Consider the following 19,157-nt stretch of genomic DNA (forward strand, 5'->3'; position numbering starts at 1 on the left):
TCTGTTGCTAAACTTGGTCACAATCCTTGTTTTAGTGGAAACTCCTTTGCAATATTTTTTTGTAGTAATTTACCAAAACCTTTATATAGTCACAATCCTTGTTTTAGTGGAAACTCCTTTGCAATTTGCAAAACAAAATCGTTGACGATTCTTTCACCGAGTCACAATCCTTGTTTTAGTGGAAACTCCTTTGCAATATTATTAAAAAATAAGAACGGAGAACTTAGTATGGTCACAATCCTTGTTTTAGTGGAAACTCCTTTGCAATAGACGAATTTGTGACCCCAGATTGTGGAATGGGATACGTCACAATCCTTGTTTTAGTGGAAACTCCTTTGCAATATGGGTGTCTCAGACGGTGTAATAGAGGAAATAGAGTCACAATCCTTGTTTTAGTGGAAACTCCTTTGCAATCCATGCATACGAATACACAGCTGACAGGCTGGCGGAGTCACAATCCTTGTTTTAGTGGAAACTCCTTTGCAATTTTATAAGCAATGGTGAAATATGGTATGACTACAAGTCACAATCCTTGTTTTAGTGGAAACTCCTTTGCAATAAAAAAATGAGCAACTGCATAAACATAAAAGTAACGTCACAATCCTTGTTTTAGTGGAAACTCCTTTGCAATAAGAGATGATAAGGTGATTATTATGAGTGGAATTAAGTCACAATCCTTGTTTTAGTGGAAACTCCTTTGCAATCTTCAAGATTGAGGCTATTGATTACAAGGCTAAAAAGTCACAATCCTTGTTTTAGTGGAAACTCCTTTGCAATTGAATTCGATATGTATTATGAGTTCTGGAAAAATTGTCACAATCCTTGTTTTAGTGGAAACTCCTTTGCAATTTTAAAAAAATAGTTCTTTTAGTGTAATCAAAATAAGTCACAATCCTTGTTTTAGTGGAAACTCCTTTGCAATTTTAAAAAAATAGTTCTTTTAGTGTAATCAAAATAAGTCACAATCCTTGTTTTAGTGGAAACTCCTTTGCAATAGCGGAAAAATTTTCTTATTTTACACTATAACTTGCTCAGAAGCCTGTGATTTTCAACCTTAATGTGGGAATCTAAAATTTAAACCATCATATATAAAGATTCGCACACTTAATATAAATACTTTATTAATTAATCCTCAAATGAATAATAATTAAAAAAGGATAAGAACAGCTGAGTTACTAAATCTTAAAATTAAAGCACTTTCCTTATCTTTATTTTAGGTTTATCCAAAAATAAATTAAAATAAATTTTTAACAAAAATTAGGTTATTATCTAAAAATAGTCAAAAAAGTGGAGGTTGCCACATTTTACCATCTAATATAAAATGTTTTATAAGGGGTTTGATACATCAAAAAGTTCACAATATTTTTAGATTCAACTTCAATAAAATCAGAATAAGTTTTTTGAATTCCATCAAATGTAACGTTACCATTTAATTTATCCAAGACCGTTTTGACAAGTAATTTTCTACACTCTTCACCAATGTATACGAAACCATCTTTCACATCAAAATCATCCTTATCAACTTGACCCAAATTTAACAGTCGAAGTAATGACCGATCAACGACCTGTTGCCTGAACTCTTCCATGACATCAAAAACCAGACTTGTTCTTCCATACAAATCAGCATGTAAAAATCCAGCATAAGGATCAAGACCAGACATATGAAGCGATTTTAAAACTTCAGATGCTAAAATTGCATATGAGTAATTTAACATTGAATTAAATAAATCCTGTGCTCCCTTACCGCTTCGATGAGTAAAATTGAAGTCATCAGCAATGACGTATCTAATTCCCTGCCAGTACACCTGCGAAGCCATACCCTCTATGCCAAATATTTCGGAACGTATTTTATCGGAGGGTCTATTTTTTATTTCAGCCAAAGCCTTTGATAGATTATCTAACTTATTTTTCTGAAAATCTAAAAAATTAACTCCTCCTCTATTTCTGGATAATGCGCCTAAAAGGGATTTTTGATTTTTGATTTTGGATTCAATGAATTTTTTAGCTAAATAACCACTTCTTGAATCGTTTAACGATTGGTACTGCTGTTTTCTAATCTGAACATTGTTATGTTCCTTTGAAGCCAATCTGTATTTGATTTCACCTCTCCAATTAACTGCTATCAAATCAACATTAGCTTCCGCAAGTAGTGCAATTGCATCAAATGTTATTGCCCCCTTGCCTAAAATAACAATTTGTTTTAAATCCTTTGGCAAAAAGTAATCAATTTCTTGACCATCTTCTTTAATAACAATCTGATTATCACGTTTATTAATTGTCTTATTAAATCCATCAATTATTAATCTCATAAAAATCTATAAGTTAAGTCATCTTGTGGAATATCTGCATCGCCAGAAATTAAAATCGATTCTTTGCAACTTCCACACATTGGAAAAATTATAATGCTGTCAGTTTCATTAGATAAATAGACTTCAATCTCCTCCGCCAAATCTAACCTTTCATTTAATTCAAGGTATCCAATGAAAACCGATTTTTGAATCCTCTTAAGTCCATAGTATTGGAGTCTTTTAATTAGATTAGACCTTGAAGCAGTATCTGATATATCATAAACAACTAATGTTAACATTTATTCCTCATCAAAGATTTGCTTAACGCAACCAAAACCCTGTGAAACCCCTTTACCAAGTCCAAAGTAATCCGGAATGTCATAGTGAACTTTAAACTCTCCTATAAACGCATTCATTTTAACCCCCTTGTATTCAACAATCTTTTCTTCAAAGTGAGTTTTAGCATATAAACGTTTATTTACTATTATTCCGAGACCCTTTGACATTGAAAGCAAATTGCCAACGAGAACCCTGTTTAGAATTTCCTTTTTTTCTTTCCAGTCTTTAACATTAGTGTATTTTTGATAATTGTTTTGGTTGAGACCTAACCATGGAGTTATGAATTTATAGTGCTTTTCCTCTGAGCTTGGCTTGATATCAACTTCCTTTTCATGAATAAGTTTTTCCGTGATTTTATATTCCTTATCTAAACTCAAAGTAGATAATTCAGGAGCGATCTTTTTAATTAAATCCGCCCCCTCATCAATTCCAACAATGACGATGTCTCCATTGATAATTTTATACTGCACATAAGGATATGAATATAAGAATTTATCATTAGCATAATGGTTATGGAGAATTGGGTATTCCTTGAAATTATTTCCAATAAATCCTCTTACCTTTGTTGGACTTGCAGTTAACTTTAAATCTGTTTTTAATATTAAATTTACCATATTGTATTTCATAATATCATTCAAATTTTGGGAATTCGGCCATATCCATATATTTTATTAAATCAGGAAATGCCCTTTTTGCATAAGTTACAACCTGAGAATATAACTTTTCTGCTTTTTCCTTATCAATTGGTTGAAGACCATGCGCCAGTATAGACCTATTTCTTGAACTGAGATTGTTCTTTATATCTTCATCGGCTAAATAATTTTTTGCATACTGGGACCCTAATGCTGATAAAAGTTCATAACTTTTCTTCAGACCAACACCAAATGTTTTTCCAGAGTTAACATATTCATTCCAATCCTGAACAAGAAAATCGGCATCAGCATTGTATTTGGCTTTTAAATCATTTTTATTAATTTTAAATTCAGCATTCGATTTTAAAATATTTTCATCAATGATTTTTTCTTCGGTTAATGTTACCTGAGCTATTAACTCAATACAGCGATATAATCTTGCAACTGCATCATCATATTTGCCTTCCTCAATTCTTCTATAGGAATTATTCAATAAATCAGGCAAATAATATGGAACATCAGTCAACTTAAGAACACCACGCCTTGAAATCTTTAACTTTAGAAATTCAATATTTTCTTGAATTTGCGGTATAAATTCAGGAAAATTTTCATTTAAATACTCCTTAACATATTGAGAAGAATTAATTTCATCTATAATTTTTGATAAGATACTATTTAGTGTCTTTTTTTCTTCTCCTACATTTTTAAATTTATCCCATAAATCATAAACATTGACTATTTCCAAATAAATTTCCACTAACTCTTTAAGATTTTCTGATTCAAGCTTTTCAATTGCTTTCATAAAATTTGTTTTAGCCGCCTCAAATTGATACTTATTGAAGAAATCCATTCCACGATTAAATTCCATTACCGCAAAAACATCATAGGGATCCCTTTGGTCTTTTATTTTTTCAAAACCCGTTTGGACGATGCCCAATCCGTTTTTGTCACGGCCCGCTAAATTTTCAGTTCCCACATAAGAGTATGTGCATTCTTCACCTATAGCAGCTAAGACCAATCCTGAAACCATAGGTTTTGTTCCGCCAGTGAAATCAACATGAATCTCATCATATTCCTTACGTAATTCAAGAATTATCTCCCTAGATTTTGCAAAAGCATCCTCTAAGCTTTCATGATTTTGTACGATTTTTAATTTAAATTGATCCTCACTTAAACCGGAAACTATTGCAATGTCTTGAGCTATACCAATTGAATCATTTGAGCACAAAAAGTATGTGAAGTCAGGATTGAAATTTTCAATACAAAAAATAAGTGGTTCGGGAGAACCACCGCAACTTAAGATTAAAGCTTTCATATCTAAACCTCTTCAAATGAAAATTGGACCCAACCTAAAGGAAGACCACCAACTTGAGTGATTTTCCTGGATTTAGGGAATGAATAATCATATGTTTTTCCTCTAGTTCCATTTTTAATTTTATCAAATAAGTTTTCGTCGTATTTTTTAATTTTTAAACCAATGGTTGTAGATAAAAATCCAGAACCTGCACCCAATTTTAAAACAGGATTGTCTAAGGAGTTTTGTTTTTCTAAATTAGAGTAGAATTTATACAAATAATCAATATTATAATCCTCAGCAAATTCCTTTTCAAAATTAATTAAAGCCCTTGAAAAGACATAAATTGCTTTTTTAATATTATCCATATCAATTAGATGCTTTTTACCGTCCAAACCTAATCTTTTGAAAATATCATAATCATAATTGTTCTTAATTTCAAAAGAAAGATTATTGCCTCTGGCAATACACTCAAGGAAACTTAAAGTCGGTTCACGAGAATGCTTATTTCTAGTATAAAACTCATTATGTCCCAATCTGAAAGAGGCCATAACTGTGGCAACATCATAAATAGTTGGTGATTTAATAGTGCTTGAATCAGAAACTTGTAAAAATTTCATTATATCCCCTTGGGCAGGAGTTGGAGCTTTTCTGGATGAGAAAATCCTATTCATGAAATTAGTGTAACTTCTGTTATCAACTCTACCGTTATTTCTTAAAACATTATTAGAAATGTCTTGAATTAAATCATCATCAATTTCATAATATAAAATTGCAGATTTAATTGCGCCTTTAATAGATGTCCCCGGAATATATAATTCATTTAAGGTTTTAATAGCTTCACTAATTTCTTGTGTTGGAGAGATTTCTTTTTTAGATTTGTTAATTGCCCTATACTTCATATAAGTATTAGGAATTTTACTATCAAAATCTTTTAAATTGAAGTTAGGATTTGATAAATCTCTTAAAAATTCTTCTTTTTTATCATCATCAAGAGATAAAAAGTAATTAGAAACATCCATCCTTTTAATAATATTTAAAACATTGCCTTTTTTAGTTTTAGCTTTTGATTTCACATATTCAGAAGCGGTGTATTTTTCACCAGAGCCCACATGAACCGGAGATAAAACTTTAAGATTGCATTTATAACTTGAATTCATTATTTCATCTCCTTATTAAATCTTAATGGAAAAGCATAACCATATTCAACTGCAGGATTGATTTCACCAGATTTAACAATATTACCATAATTCATTTGATAATTAGGGAATATTGAACCTTCTTTGAAAAATCTTACCTGCTTTCTAATTTCACCGGTTTTATCCCTACCTCTTTTAGAGCCTATTTCATAGTAAGAATATTCATTGATTCTTTTTAAATCATCCTCAGTTGGAATGAATCTTGAAAGTGTAACGAACATGTTTTTATCAGAACCATCATCGAATGTGACCGTTTCATCAATTTCAAAATCAAAATGACCTTTTCCAGTTGAGATATCCCTTCCAAAACCACGATCTTTTAAGAATTTAATTGCAGATTTGAGAATACTTGAATAATCCTCATTAAATATTTGAACAAGGAAAAATAAACCCAAGTTCTTATAACTGTCTCCTTGTGTATAAAATATCTTGGTTTCGTGGATTAATCTGTTTACGCTGTTGTTTGGAAGTATATTTTCACCAAAACCAATGTCAACATCTATTTTTTCACCCATTAATAAATTTGAAAACCTGTAATAATCATCATAATTATTTAAAATATCTTTTTCAGATAATTCTCCATTAATTAGGGCATAAAAAAGTTTCTCTTCAATATAATCAACTTTCTTATAATCTTTAATTATTTGTGAATCAATACCTGATAAATCACTTCCAATAATTAATTTTGGATAAAATTTAACTTTATCCCCTTCATTGAAAATTACAGGAAATGTTGAAGATATTAAAAATGGTGGTTTATTCTCTTCAAATTCATTAATCATCTCATCAACTAAATTAGGATATAACTCGCTTATTGCATATGTTAACGCTCCAAATAAAGTATCAGAGTGTAATTTTGGAAATGTTGATAAAGGTTTAATATAAATCAACATTATTTACCACCTATTTTAATGCATTGATTACTTCAGTTATATCATCTGATTCGACAATTACTTCTTCATCGTTGTTTTCTTTGTAATAGTCACTTGTTCTTTTTGATAATTTAATATTTTCAAATTTAATTTGACCAAAACCTCTTGAACCACTTCCTCCAAGATAGTTATCTTCTAATAGTCTCATTGCATCTAAAAGATAGGAAATGTTTTCGTCATCATCTTCATATACAGAGAATATAATCTCAAAATCAAATTTGGACCCTTTCGGGATTCTTTCAATGTTTCTTGGATTTGCAGAGGAGTTAATTCTATTAATGGTGTTTTCATATTTTAATTCAGCACCACTGATTAATGATTCATTATTCCACAATTCCAAGGTTTCCTCATCAGGATATGAATCCCTTACAATGGTTCTTGTTGGGAATTTTAATTCATTTTGACTTTCATCAGCTGAAACACCAAATAATTTAGAAGCAATACAGTTAGGATCATCAGCAGGTTTACCATCATTATCAATGACACTTTGAGCGGAATCTTTATCATTTAATTCTGTTAAGAATCTAAGTTTACCTTTTAAAGATGAACCAGGGATGAATGGGTTTCCTGTTACTGAATCCCTAATAACAACATTGTCACTTCCACCAATATCTATTGCATCACTTGATCCACCAATGTGAAGACCAGTTTTACAAACAATTTTACCTTGAATTATATAATTTTCACGAAACATCCCTAATACCTCCTTCTTTGACTTTTAGATACTTCTTCTTCATATTTATGATATGCAACGATTGCTTCGAAAAATTTAACAAAAATATCAAAATTTTTCACTATGACCTCTTCATCACTTACATTATCTACTTTAGCCATTGCTGCTAAAATTACATCATAAAATGGTTTCGGCAAGTTTTTACGACCGACTGAAACTGCCATTCTTGGTTTTAATAAATAAAATTCTGTTTCAATTTCATCCCAAGTGTCCTTTTGTTCTAATTTTTTTAATGCCGCAAAGAATTTTCTAAGTTGAGTTGTGTTTAATTTTTTAGAATTTTTTGCAACAATATGCGCATAACCTGTTTCCGCATCAAGGAAATCCTTTGTTGGGATTTCACTTAATGTACCACAAGCATTAATTTTTCCTATTACATCATTAATATCTGACATTTAATCACCTTAATCTTAAACTAACCCATGACACAGGAGTTTTTATCCATGGCATGAATTTAATTCCGTTTTTATCAATTTCGTCTCGTATTTCACGATTATGAATTAATCTTAATTTATATTTAAATAATGGAATATATGATTTTGTTGATAGTCTTTTTTGAATATCCCTGTTCCATTCTGTTTCATTAGAAATATTATTGTTTTTTGTGAAATTATTCTTCCAAATATTTAGTAATGAGTGAGTAAAACCTCTAGAAATTTCTTTTGATTCATTCTTCTCCTCTAAATATTTAGCAAAATCAAATATTTCATCAAAACCCTTTTCAAGTCCATTACTTTCCCAATTGAGAGTTTCACCAAATACCGTGATTTTATCTCTTCCGCAGTCTTTTGATTTTTCAAGTTCATCATCAGCCATAACTGCAGCTTTTCCTATCGGAAATTTCGGTGAAACAATTGATATGCCTGCTGATATATTTATATCCTTATTATTTGCTGTCCATTTTTTAAATCTACTCCTAAATTCCTGTGCAAATTCAATTATATCATCATAAGGACCAACAACTAATAAGTCATCTCCACCGGAATAGTTAATATGGATTGTTGAAGTGCCTGTTCCTTTTGGAATTTCGCTTCTTGGCTTGTAAACAATTTCTTTTTTATCTTCAAAATCAAGTTCAACCATTGCAGACTCTACATCATCAACAAGGCCTGTTGTAAATGAGAATTTATCAACAATTTGATTAATACGACCGGAGAAGAATAAATCCAAATAGAAACTTAACGAGGAAATCCTAGAAATACTTGCGCCACCTTCACCATCGTTTAAGTGTTTAAACCCTTGTGAAAATATCAAACCGAGATTATCAACATCCATTTTTAATACTCCAAGCTTATTAGCTCCTTTTGAGATTTCGGCAAGATGATTGAAGTATAATGGTTTTCCATGAATATTTGGAATGCTGTTTCCAAGAACCTTAAAGTCAAATGAAACGTTTTCGTTATCAATTTCACCGACAAAATCTAAAAAATCAGCATCATTTAATCTATAAACTGTGAAGTTAACATCAGCATTTTCATTGACTAAATCAATAACATCTTTTTTAGATTTTTTAAAGATATAACCAATATTTAAGCTATCAAAGTACAATGCATCAGTTATTTTATCCTGTGAAATATACTTAATTAGATATTTTGCGTTTGCAACAGCTCCTCCCAACTTTTCATGCTCATGGCAATCATCACATAAATCTCCCTTAGATTCATTTCCACATACCGGACATAAATCATAGACTGCCCTTGAATCACTTTCAAAAATATCCTCTAAGTGATTAATGAATTTATGTTTTTTATTTTCATTTAACAATAAGGCAAGATTGGCTAAAACCTTATCAAAATTAGCTAAATCATCACCGCAAGCAGGGGTTGAAACAATATTTAAGAATAATTCAGCATTGAATTTATCTATAAAAGTTTGATTAACTTCCAGGTCAATTTTTTTAATTATTTCATTAGTTCCCGCAGTATCCGGTGCAATAATTGTAAATCGGCCACCGCCACAGAAAAGAATGTTTGAAGAGTCAAGATCCAAATCATTGATGATTTTCGATGCGATTGCCTCGCATAAAAGTGTTAAGTAAAGTGAACGTCCACGCAGTCGCTTACTCATACCGCTTTGAGCATCTTCAGGTGTTTGAACACGATAAATGAAATTTTGGATGCCTGAAATGTCCCCATTAATAATCCTGTAAACCGGTTGGTCATCAGTCTGTTTTAAATTATCCTCTTTTGAGAATAAATATCTGCAATTTGCAATAGCAAGCGTTGTCTTCAAGTGGTCATATAGGGAAATGTCACTTTCGGAGTAATACGCCGCTGACGGCACAGTTGAAGAGTATTTCTTCAATATTGCAAGAACACTTTCAATGTTTATATTACTTAAAATCTTGAATTCATTTACAAATTTAGCCCATAACTGCTGATATTCAGGAACAAGATTCCAACCGCTCATTGTCTTTTTATCCTGAGGATGTAATCCTTTTGTAAAATCCAGCTCAACTAAAGGAACATAATATTCATCATGGTCCTCGTCACTTAAGGAAATCCTTGAAAAGACAGAAGTCAATGGAGTGGCTAGAACGTCACCTTTCTCATCAGCGTCTATACGTTCCTTTGATGAATGCTCGTCAGCCTTCTTAAGGATCTTACATAAATCCGGAAAACTGGACTTTGAAGGATTGTGATGGTATAAAACTAAATCCTCAACCATATCATCAAAATAATCCTTTACAAAATCTGCTGACCATTTAGAATGAGCCCCTGAGGAACCGTAATCACTTGCATCCAATTTCTCATATTTTGAATCATATGCATGATTAGATTTACCCAGATTGTCCGCTCTTTGGTAAAATTTACCAATATCGTGGAATAGACTAGCAAATTTCAAATTAGTATAATCATCCATTTAGAGGTAACCTCCATTATATTGATAATAATACATTGTGTTTAAAAAATATTTAAAGTTACCTAAATATGTACATTAAATCCCTGTTTTAATAGAATCGTTTTGCAATTGAAGGAAACTTCACTGGCATGTGGTATGTTTGGAAGTTTCAATCCTTATTTTAGTGAAACTCCTTTGCAATTGATATTTACAATCAAATAGAAACTAAAATAAAAACGTCACAATCCTTGTTTTAATGGAAACTCCTTTGCAATTCAAATACCAATTACTAAGACTAAGTTAAATCAAGTGTCACAATCCTTGTTTTAGTGGAAACTCCTTTGCAATCCAGTTACACTTGCAAAAGTAACAGGATTTTATACAAGTCACAATCCTTGTTTTAGTGGAAACTCCTTTGCAATAATATTATTCCTTATTGTTGTATTGTTGTTGATTGGTCACAATCCTTGTTTTAGTGGAAACTCCTTTACAATAAAAGTACTTCATTGAAGTCGAATTTTCAGGAATATTGTCACAATCCTTGTTTTAGTGGAAACTCCTTTGCAATAATATTATTCCTTATTGTTGTATTGTTGTTGATTGGTCACAATCCTTGTTTTAGTGGAAACTCCTTTGCAATGCATACACAGAATTTAGCACCACTGCACAGGTGGTGTCACAATCCTTGTTTTAGTGGAAACTCCTTTGCAATCCAGTGTTTCAGTGCTTATAAATCAGTGGAGTTCAAGTCACAATCCTTGTTTTAGTGGAAACTCCTTTGCAATAAAAATAATCGGTGAAGTAGTAATCTCCTGCCGTCGTCACAATCCTTGTTTTAGTGGAAACTCCTTTGCAATCTATATAGCCGCTTGCAGTCACTACGACATACAAGAGTCACAATCCTTGTTTTAGTGGAAACTCCTTTGCAATTCATTTGGTTATGACTATGGTAGCATCTCATCTGTGTCACAATCCTTGTTTTAGTGGAAACTCCTTTGCAATAGAAAGTCATGGTTAAACTCAGAAGTAACAGACAAAGTCACAATCCTTGTTTTAGTGGAAACTCCTTTGCAATTTAAAAATGTATTCTGAAATTGAAAATCATATAAATGTCAAAATCCTTGTTTTAGTGGAAACTCCTTTGCAATTTAATATGTAGTAACCAAAGAGGCGGCAAATACCAGTCACAATCCTTGTTTTAGTGGAAACTCCTTTGCAATCTAATAAGCCATTTCGTTATGAGATGAGAATCAATGGTCACAATCCTTGTTTTAGTGGAAACTCCTTTGCAATAGAATGTCAACCTTTAAAAGATATGGTTGGTAATGAGTCACAATCCTTGTTTTAGTGGAAACTCCTTTGCAATGCAAAAAGTAAAAGTATACAGCGAAACAGAGATTGAGTCACAATCCTTGTTTTAGTGGAAACTCCTTTGCAATATAAGATGTGATATTATGAAAAAGCAAAACATTAAGTCACAATCCTTGTTTTAGTGGAAACTCCTTTGCAATTAGAACAAATGATTTCTTTAGGAAAAGTCACCATCAGTCACAATCCTTGTTTTAGTGGAAACTCCTTTGCAATATTTTGATGAAATCCACGATGAATGCTTGTTTATCGGTCACAATCCTTGTTTTAGTAGAAACTCCTTTGCAATCTAAACATTTCAATACAATCTGTTTCCAGTAATCAGTCACAATCCTTGTTTTAGTGGAAACTCCTTTGCAATAAAAGAGATGGTAGATCCACTCAATCCACAGTTGGAGTCACAATCCTTGTTTTAGTGGAAACTCCTTTGCAATAAACTTAATGAAAAATGCGTATTTCCCTAAAGAAAGGTCACAATCCTTGTTTTAGTGGAAACTCCTTTGCAATGAAAGCAAACAAATACAACATGAGCTTTTTATATCAGTCACAATCCTTGTTTTAGTGGAAACTCCTTTGCAATCATAAGGAAATATATTGATAGTGATGATTTTGAAATGTCACAATCCTTGTTTTAGTGGAAACTCCTTTGCAATATCATTGATTTAGCAGAAGAAATGGTCGGAAAAAGTGTCACAATCCTTGTTTTAGTGGAAACTCCTTTGCAATCCTAATAAAAAATATATTATGGCTGTATGGGAGGAGTCACAATCCTTGTTTTAGTGGAAACTCCTTTGCAATGATTTTAAAAGTATTTCATTATTTAACTTGCATAATGTCACAATCCTTGTTTTAGTGGAAACTCCTTTGCAATAGCGGAAAAATTTTCTTATTTTACACTATAACTTGCTCAAAAGCCTGTGATTTACAACGTTGATGTGGGAATCTAAAATTTAATCCTCCATATATAAAGATTCACACATTTAATATAAATAATTTTTTAAAAGATTTGAATTTTATATAAAATCTAAACAGAAAAATAACTCTTAATACTTGATTTAAATGGATGAAAACAAAATAAAACATATAACTTCAGATAAAAATCCAAATAATTTTTTATTACTTTAAGTTATTAAAATTTTGAAAATTTTAAAATCTAAAAAATAATGGAGGTTGCCACAAAAATCCAAAAAAATAAAAGTTAATTATAAATTATAATCTTACTATTAATACAATGATTATATCATGACTTAATAATTATCACCACGAATGCTTGATTAAATCGCTTTTGAAAAATATTTTTCTCTTAAAAAACAAAGATTCATAGAGTAAACTTCTGACCTGTATAAAATTTTTATTTTATAGTTATCAACACTCATTAATCCTCATATAATTTACTTATAGATTACTGCCCAAATTCTCTCTGATTCAATATTTATATTACTCAATACAACTGTAATCAATAATATAATCCTTTTCTACTTTGCCACTTGTATATTTAATAGTTTCCACGTGTTTTTCAACATAGAGACTATCCCCATCAATTGAAGGTATATTCATATAATACACAAAACCGCCTATCGCAAGAAGTAAAATAAAAAATAGTGCCCATAACGATTTGTTACTCATAGTATTCACCAATGATTTCTATAATAAATCAACCAGTAAATTTAATTTATTTTGATTATTCAAATAATATTCATTCATATCCCCTGCAGGAATCTTAATAATTTGAATCTTTTCAAGATCTAAACTAGATAATATCTCTAAATCAACATATCCCAAATTTTCAATTTCGCCATTATATTTCGGAAACAACAATGAATTTTTAACACAATCAAATTTATCTTTCCTATACTCTTCTAATGAACGTTGATACAAATATTGTTTAGTAATATCTCCTAATCCAGGCTCCCCTTCCAATTTATCATTATTAAAAGTCAAATTATAATATTTTGCATCTAAAATAATGAAAGTATCTCCAAAAGAAGTAACAATATCAGGTTCAAAGGTTTTTGAAGTATAATGAGTAAATCCATCACGAGTAATCCATTTTGGCTTATTAATGACATGCTTTACTCTATTCAACTTGTTTGAAAATACCTGTGAACAGATATCTTCCCAAATCACATGATAACTGCCAGTCCCATAAAGTGTCAAATAATCTTCCTGGGTAAACGAATTAATCTCTGAGACAAATGTATGCATTGCTTTTAGTAATTTTTGCTTGTGTGAGTTAAACTCAACACGTAACTGCTTTTTCAATCTCTCTAAAATATAATCATCTTCTCCAAAGTCAAATCGAGTCTTATCTGACAATTCAACAGGAGTCAAGTCAAACAGTTCAAGTATCTCATTTTTTTCCAAAAACTTTGAGCATTCAGTGATTATATATTCATGAAGCAATCTGAAATAATCATATAAATCATTTATCTTATATTTAGTGTATAATTCGCCATAATAAGGTTTATTATCTTTTATGATAGGATCGAAATTGTTGATTGTCCTGTCCCAATCAATCTCACCGTTTCCGTTAATTTCATGAGTTTTCTGGATTTTAGTGTAAACACCATTTTCATAATAATCTTCCAGAAAATAAATCATCATGGACAGTTTATTGAATGAAATATCCTCTATATTTTCATTTTCAAAGCTGAAATCCTCATAAAGATTTTTATATTTCTTAATGACCTTCATGACTTGGGCAAAATCACTTTTGATATTGTCCTTGTTGGGAATATATTTGGGATAGCACTTGATAATGAAATTATCAACTATTATCACACCTACAAAGTTAAACTTAAAATGATTGCTATCCACTTTTTTGATATAATCATTTTCCATGAGTTTATAGAATGAATCCTTATTCATTAGTTTTAAAATATTCTCTCTTGAATATTCCTTTAACTCTTTAATGTAAATTTCATTCATTATCCTCTTCCTCATCATCTAGAAAGTCATTGGAGAATATTTCAGTTATTTTATTATCATCTATTAACTCACAGATTTCAAAGTAGGTAATGTTTTTTGTATCTTTAATGTTGCATGCACCACTGAAAAGCTGATTTCTTCTTGAGCGAGCTGCATCTTCAAACAAATACATGATAATTTTGTTTTTGAATATATCTTTAAAAGTTTTTATTTCAATTTCTTGATTCATGTATTCAGTAAATGCAAAGAACGGACCAATAAGTTTATCTTCATTGATGTTGTATGACAATAATTCATCGTTTATGCGTTTTCTGAGGTCGTTCCAATTGAGTGGTTTTTGATTGATGATAAAATGAGTGTCTTTGATTAAATCTTCATTGTGATTTATGCTGAAATATTTAAAATCCCATCTACGTTTGAATGCAGTGTCCATTGGAAAAACACCTTGATCTGCTGAGTTCATGCTTGCCCAAATAAATAAGTTTTGAGGGAGTTTAATTTTAGTTTCATTTAGATATGTCTTCATGTCTTCAGAAGCTTCAATTGGATATTCAGATTCAAATTCTTCAGTTCTATCCAATAATTGGAATACATCACCAAAAACAGCTGCTACATTGGCACGGTTGATTTCTTCAATGATTAAAAGATAAGGTTCACTTGGATTATTAATTGCTTTTTTAAGTATTCTCATAAATGGTCCTGGAACATACTTGTATGTTATTGAATTACCTTCCGGCACAGGTTTATAAGTTCCAACAAAGTTTGCATAAGAGTAATCTGGATGGAATGTTACTCTTTCATAATTTTCTTCATTATCTTCTAATAAATCATATTTATCTTGATTCAAATTGTAACTTTTACCGGTTCCAGGAGCTCCAAAGTAGATTATGTTTCTTTTTAGATTACTTTCTAAAGGAGGTTTATCTTCAAATAAATTTAAAATTTCTTCATTATATAAAGAGTAACTTTTAATACCTGCTTTTCTAGCTAATAACACCAATTGTCCATCAAGAGCATAATACCACTCTTCAGGAACAATATTAAAAGTTTCTAGAAATTCTTTTTTCATTTTATCCCAATGAACAACAGGGAATTTGTCTGGAAAAATCAATGCATAATATTTATGAATCCACATATTAGTATGTGACGCACTGCAATTAGAAAAAATATCTCCTAAATCATTCTCTAATTGAATATAATCATCTACATTAGTTAACACACTTTGCTCAATTAAACGAGCTCCATCAACTAATGCATCACGTATTTTTTTAGCTATTTCAATAGCTTCATTTTCACTTACATTCTCTGAATTTCTTGCTGGGCCTGCAGTCCATTCTTGTGTTACACTATGTTTAAATAAAGAATATTTATGTGCTGAACCTCCTGAAATACTTCCTGCAAACTTATAATCATCAAAAAACTCTAATTGAGAACATAAAGTGTTTTTATCACCATCATGAATAAAAATTGTATTTAAAATATCAATACCTTTTAAATTTTCTAAAATGTTTGGTGCAAAATCTTCCTTAAATTTAATATAATTATGTTCATATTCTTCATTTTCAAAGTTTCCTAAACTATTTTCATCTAAATAATCTCTAATGATTTTTGCGGATTCATCATATTCAACAATCATCGAATCATCCTCAATATACTCATTTATCATTTGATTAACATTATCTAAATATTTTAAATCAATTTTTTGATCTCTATTCAAACTTTTTACATCCGGAACATATTTTCTTAAATCATCTAAACCAACAGGTTCTTTAAAAATACCTATTGAATCTTTTTCAGTCAAATAATACCCATTATAATGTTCACTATTTATTACAACTTGTTTTTCAAATTCATCACAGAAAATCCCCTTACCAATCAATTTTCCTTCATATTTAAATAAAACCAATGTTCTTCCAATCAAATTAATATTTTTTCTAATATAATGGTAATGACCATCCCTTTCGTTAATCAACACATTTGATAGGAAATTAATTGCATCATCATATGTTAAGCAGTCAGAATTGGTGTTAGCTAAAGTAACAGTCCTAATTTGTTTTATATCATCATTTTGATAGAAACTTAAAATATCTCTTTGAGCATTTTCATTAATATCAAAAACTGTAAGACGCTTATTTAATACATCCTGAGTAGATTTTTTAAGGTCATCTCTGGAAATTTTCCCTAACCATTCAACCTTTCTTACATCTGAATAATCATCATTCTCTAAATCTTTAGATATAATATCTGAATAAATATAATCTGAAGTAATCTTTCCAAAAAGATAACTTCGGGTGAAAGGACCATATGATAAAACATAATCTCCTACTTTAATCTCATAAAGAAATTTAGTTTCATTAGAAGCAATTTTCCCATTTCTTATCTTCGGATTATTTGGATAATTTTCATCAACTAACTCTCTAATTTCATTAGGACTTTTATTTGTTAAATCTCCCAAACCCCAACCAATAGCTACAACATTTAATCTTTCAAAATCATCTATTAAAAATGCATTTTCTCCAGCTCTTACCATCCACATATTTGTCATTTTTTCACCAAAACTATAATGTTAATATAATCCTTTATTCACCACTATTAAAATAATCACTATCAATACGTTTTATCTCATAGATATGGCTTGTAAAAGTTCCAACATTATATTCAATCATCAAATTAGCTAATTTTTCACCATCAATTAATACAATTGATTGATGTTTTGCAGAGCTGATTGCTTCACGTGTAAAAGAAGAAGTTGTAATGAACACTCCTTTTGATAAACCTTTTTCATTTAATGCTCCTGCAAATTTATGAATTTCAGGTCTTCCAATCACATTTCCTTTAGCAAATCTTTTTGCTTGAATTGCAATTTTATTAATTCCTAATCTATCTTCATTAATGATTCCATCAATTCCCCCATCATTTGTGGGTGAGGTAACTCTACCAAATTCACCATAACCCATTTTTAGAAGTAAATCAACCACCAATTTTTCAAAAAAGAATGGATCATTGTTTAAAATATTTTCAATAATTGAATCCGCTAGTGAATCATTAATTTGTTTTAGAGATTTTTCAATTTCTTCTTCAGGAGTTGATTCACCATCTGGTCCTTTAAGTTTTCCTGGATTAAACCAATTATAAACATCATCTATTTCCATTAAATCATCAATAGTAATATCAGGGTTTTTATTATGTTGTTTAAAACCTTCTTCAGTGATGTTGATTGATCCCCACTTTTGAGATTCAACATAACCTGCTTTTTTAAGAGTTGTTATTGACCAACCAATTCTATTATTAATTATTGGTTCAGAACCTGAAGGTAATAATTCATGGCGTTCTTCATCAGTTAAGTCTAATTTCTTAGAAAGTTCTTCTTTAACATCACGAGTTTTATATTCTTTTTTATCAGATAAAAACTCTAATACATCATTGAATAATTCATCAAATTTTGGAATCGGCATTGTTTTCACCTAGTTAGTTATATGTTATTAAATTATAGTATTTATACAATCCCCCCAACCAATAAGATTTTTCCTTTACAACAAGTGTAAAATTTAATATTATTCCTATACAAAATTTATTTAAAACAAGAATACTATGCAGAGAATTATAACTTAATTAACACTTGTTCATAATCATTTTTAAAAAAATAGAGTCTGTAAAATTTTATAGGATTCTTTCAAATTTTATTTTTTTTACACTTGAAATTTCACTTCGATAAAAATTCGTTCTAATTTTTCTTTAATTTCAAAATAAACAATTAAAAAATAGTAAATTACTTAAATAAGTGAGGACAAATAATATTTTATGCCTAATATAAATAAATCTGTCCTCAATAGTAATTTAAACTTCATACAACTTAAACTTTACGATTTTTCTGATGAAAAAATTGATCAAGAAAAAATCATTTCAGAAAGATTAAATAAAGTACCAAATTTTGAAAATACTAATTCAAAACTATTTTTAGATGAAAATAACACTTTTAAATATGATAATCCAATTTGTCCAGTTTGTGGAAGCCATAAAATAATTAAAAAAGGCACAATAACAAAAAACAAACAAAATATCAATGGAAAAACCACAGAATTTAGAGAACAGCAATATCAATGCAAAAAATGCAATAAAAAATTCGGAATATCTAATAATCCATTAATTGGTAAAAATAAACAATATTTACAAGAAATCATGGATAAAATTCCTGGAATAATGAAAATTGGATATCAATCACTTCGTAAAATAAGCAAATACTTTGAAATATTCCTTGGAATTCGAATATCTCACCAAACAATCAAGAATTGGTCAAATCAAAATCACGAAGAAACAATCATCAACAAAGAATTCGAATATTCTGGCTATTATTTATATGATGAGCAATTTTTAAGGCTAAATGGAGTCAGACACTACAGATTAACTTTATATGATGCAATACTCAATATTCCAGTCTCAGAACGAATTGTACGTCACAGAATACCGAAAAACACGAAAAAATTTATTCTAGATTCAACGGCAAATAAACCATTTATTTGCTTAACAACAGACTTATTCCCAATGTATCGTAACGTAGCAGATGAAATAGGAGTAAAACATCAATTATGCAAATTTCATTTAT

The 19,157-nt window shown here is 30.0% G+C and carries 14 protein-coding genes and 2 CRISPR repeat arrays (1 of these 16 only partly in view); of the genes, 1 reads left to right on the plus strand and 13 read right to left on the minus strand.

All coding sequences use genetic code 11. From position 1 onward, the window contains the following. Positions 1 to 995: a CRISPR direct-repeat array (repeat unit 37 nt; unit sequence GTCACAATCCTTGTTTTAGTGGAAACTCCTTTGCAAT); it begins 1,398 nt to the left of the window's first position. Between the two features lie 309 nt (positions 996 to 1,304). The 13 genes from cas1 to MBBTH_RS00555 all read right to left on the minus strand — a co-directional run bounded on the left by cas1 (position 1,305) and on the right by MBBTH_RS00555 (position 18,009). Next, on the minus strand, positions 1,305 to 2,309 hold the full coding sequence (cas1, locus tag MBBTH_RS00495) for a CRISPR-associated endonuclease Cas1 (protein WP_116591093.1): 1,005 nt from the start codon (positions 2,307 to 2,309) through the stop codon (positions 1,305 to 1,307). Then, positions 2,306 to 2,587 (minus strand): CRISPR-associated endonuclease Cas2, encoded by a 282-nt coding sequence (gene cas2 / locus MBBTH_RS00500; RefSeq protein ID WP_116591094.1) that lies wholly within the window; start codon positions 2,585 to 2,587, stop codon positions 2,306 to 2,308. Before cas2 ends, cas1 begins: the two co-directional genes overlap by 4 nt. Next, positions 2,588 to 3,253: a CRISPR-associated endonuclease Cas6 gene (locus MBBTH_RS00505; RefSeq protein WP_116591095.1), complete on the minus strand. Its 666-nt coding sequence runs from the start codon at positions 3,251 to 3,253 to the stop codon at positions 2,588 to 2,590. Positions 3,254 to 3,257: 4 nt separating this feature from the next. Continuing rightward, the gene (locus MBBTH_RS00510) at positions 3,258 to 4,574 is read right to left on the minus strand and encodes a TIGR02710 family CRISPR-associated CARF protein (RefSeq protein WP_116591096.1); all 1,317 of its coding nucleotides are present in this window, start codon (positions 4,572 to 4,574) and stop codon (positions 3,258 to 3,260) included. Positions 4,575 to 4,576: 2 nt separating this feature from the next. Beyond that, the gene (csm5, locus tag MBBTH_RS00515; protein WP_116591097.1) at positions 4,577 to 5,713 is read right to left on the minus strand and encodes a type III-A CRISPR-associated RAMP protein Csm5; all 1,137 of its coding nucleotides are present in this window, start codon (positions 5,711 to 5,713) and stop codon (positions 4,577 to 4,579) included. Continuing rightward, complete coding sequence (csm4, locus tag MBBTH_RS00520) at positions 5,713 to 6,645, minus strand: type III-A CRISPR-associated RAMP protein Csm4 (protein WP_116591098.1); 933 nt, start codon at positions 6,643 to 6,645, stop codon at positions 5,713 to 5,715. The genes csm5 and csm4 overlap by 1 nt, the downstream gene beginning before the upstream one ends. Before the next feature lie 10 nt (positions 6,646 to 6,655). After that, a complete protein-coding gene (csm3, locus tag MBBTH_RS00525) occupies positions 6,656 to 7,378 on the minus strand; it encodes a type III-A CRISPR-associated RAMP protein Csm3 (protein ID WP_116591099.1) in 723 nt (240 codons plus the stop codon). A gap of 2 nt (positions 7,379 to 7,380) precedes the next feature. Next, entirely contained in the window at positions 7,381 to 7,812 is a 432-nt protein-coding gene (csm2, locus tag MBBTH_RS00530) for a type III-A CRISPR-associated protein Csm2 (RefSeq protein WP_116591100.1), read from the minus strand. Between the two features lie 4 nt (positions 7,813 to 7,816). Beyond that, positions 7,817 to 10,279: a type III-A CRISPR-associated protein Cas10/Csm1 gene (cas10, locus tag MBBTH_RS00535; RefSeq protein ID WP_116591101.1), complete on the minus strand. Its 2,463-nt coding sequence runs from the start codon at positions 10,277 to 10,279 to the stop codon at positions 7,817 to 7,819. A 217-nt stretch (positions 10,280 to 10,496) separates the two neighbouring features. Next, positions 10,497 to 12,497: direct repeats of the CRISPR family, unit length 37 nt; unit sequence GTCACAATCCTTGTTTTAGTGGAAACTCCTTTGCAAT. A 566-nt stretch (positions 12,498 to 13,063) separates the two neighbouring features. Next, complete coding sequence (locus tag MBBTH_RS00540; RefSeq protein WP_116591102.1) at positions 13,064 to 13,252, minus strand: hypothetical protein; 189 nt, start codon at positions 13,250 to 13,252, stop codon at positions 13,064 to 13,066. A gap of 18 nt (positions 13,253 to 13,270) precedes the next feature. Then, positions 13,271 to 14,554: an LlaJI family restriction endonuclease gene (locus MBBTH_RS00545; RefSeq protein ID WP_165813991.1), complete on the minus strand. Its 1,284-nt coding sequence runs from the start codon at positions 14,552 to 14,554 to the stop codon at positions 13,271 to 13,273. Continuing rightward, entirely contained in the window at positions 14,547 to 17,099 is a 2,553-nt protein-coding gene (locus MBBTH_RS00550; RefSeq protein WP_116591104.1) for an AAA family ATPase, read from the minus strand. Before MBBTH_RS00550 ends, MBBTH_RS00545 begins: the two co-directional genes overlap by 8 nt. A gap of 34 nt (positions 17,100 to 17,133) precedes the next feature. After that, positions 17,134 to 18,009, minus strand: a complete 876-nt coding sequence (locus MBBTH_RS00555) for a restriction endonuclease (RefSeq protein ID WP_116591105.1) — start codon at positions 18,007 to 18,009, stop codon at positions 17,134 to 17,136. Between the two features lie 346 nt (positions 18,010 to 18,355). Between MBBTH_RS00555 and MBBTH_RS00560 the strand changes: the two genes are divergently transcribed. Next, positions 18,356 to 19,157: hypothetical protein (locus tag MBBTH_RS00560; RefSeq protein WP_116591106.1), on the plus strand; the 802-nt coding region annotated here is incomplete at its 3' end.

It is taken from the genome of Methanobrevibacter thaueri (genome assembly GCF_003111625.1).
Taxonomy (GTDB): Archaea; Methanobacteriota; Methanobacteria; order Methanobacteriales; family Methanobacteriaceae; genus Methanocatella; species Methanocatella thaueri.

Coding starts and splice junctions, on each gene's coding strand:
- MBBTH_RS00550 (WP_116591104.1), bottom strand. CDS start 17,099: ATGACAAATATGTGGATGGTAAGAGCTGGAGAAAATGCATTTTTAATA.
- MBBTH_RS00545 (WP_165813991.1), bottom strand. CDS start 14,554: ATGAATGAAATTTACATTAAAGAGTTAAAGGAATATTCAAGAGAGAAT.
- MBBTH_RS00555 (WP_116591105.1), bottom strand. CDS start 18,009: ATGCCGATTCCAAAATTTGATGAATTATTCAATGATGTATTAGAGTTT.
- MBBTH_RS00505 (WP_116591095.1), bottom strand. CDS start 3,253: ATGAAATACAATATGGTAAATTTAATATTAAAAACAGATTTAAAGTTA.
- csm3 (WP_116591099.1), bottom strand. CDS start 7,378: ATGTTTCGTGAAAATTATATAATTCAAGGTAAAATTGTTTGTAAAACT.
- cas2 (WP_116591094.1), bottom strand. CDS start 2,587: ATGTTAACATTAGTTGTTTATGATATATCAGATACTGCTTCAAGGTCT.
- csm5 (WP_116591097.1), bottom strand. CDS start 5,713: ATGAATTCAAGTTATAAATGCAATCTTAAAGTTTTATCTCCGGTTCAT.
- cas1 (WP_116591093.1), bottom strand. CDS start 2,309: ATGAGATTAATAATTGATGGATTTAATAAGACAATTAATAAACGTGAT.
- csm4 (WP_116591098.1), bottom strand. CDS start 6,645: ATGTTGATTTATATTAAACCTTTATCAACATTTCCAAAATTACACTCT.
- csm2 (WP_116591100.1), bottom strand. CDS start 7,812: ATGTCAGATATTAATGATGTAATAGGAAAAATTAATGCTTGTGGTACA.
- cas10 (WP_116591101.1), bottom strand. CDS start 10,279: ATGGATGATTATACTAATTTGAAATTTGCTAGTCTATTCCACGATATT.
- MBBTH_RS00540 (WP_116591102.1), bottom strand. CDS start 13,252: ATGAGTAACAAATCGTTATGGGCACTATTTTTTATTTTACTTCTTGCG.
- MBBTH_RS00510 (WP_116591096.1), bottom strand. CDS start 4,574: ATGAAAGCTTTAATCTTAAGTTGCGGTGGTTCTCCCGAACCACTTATT.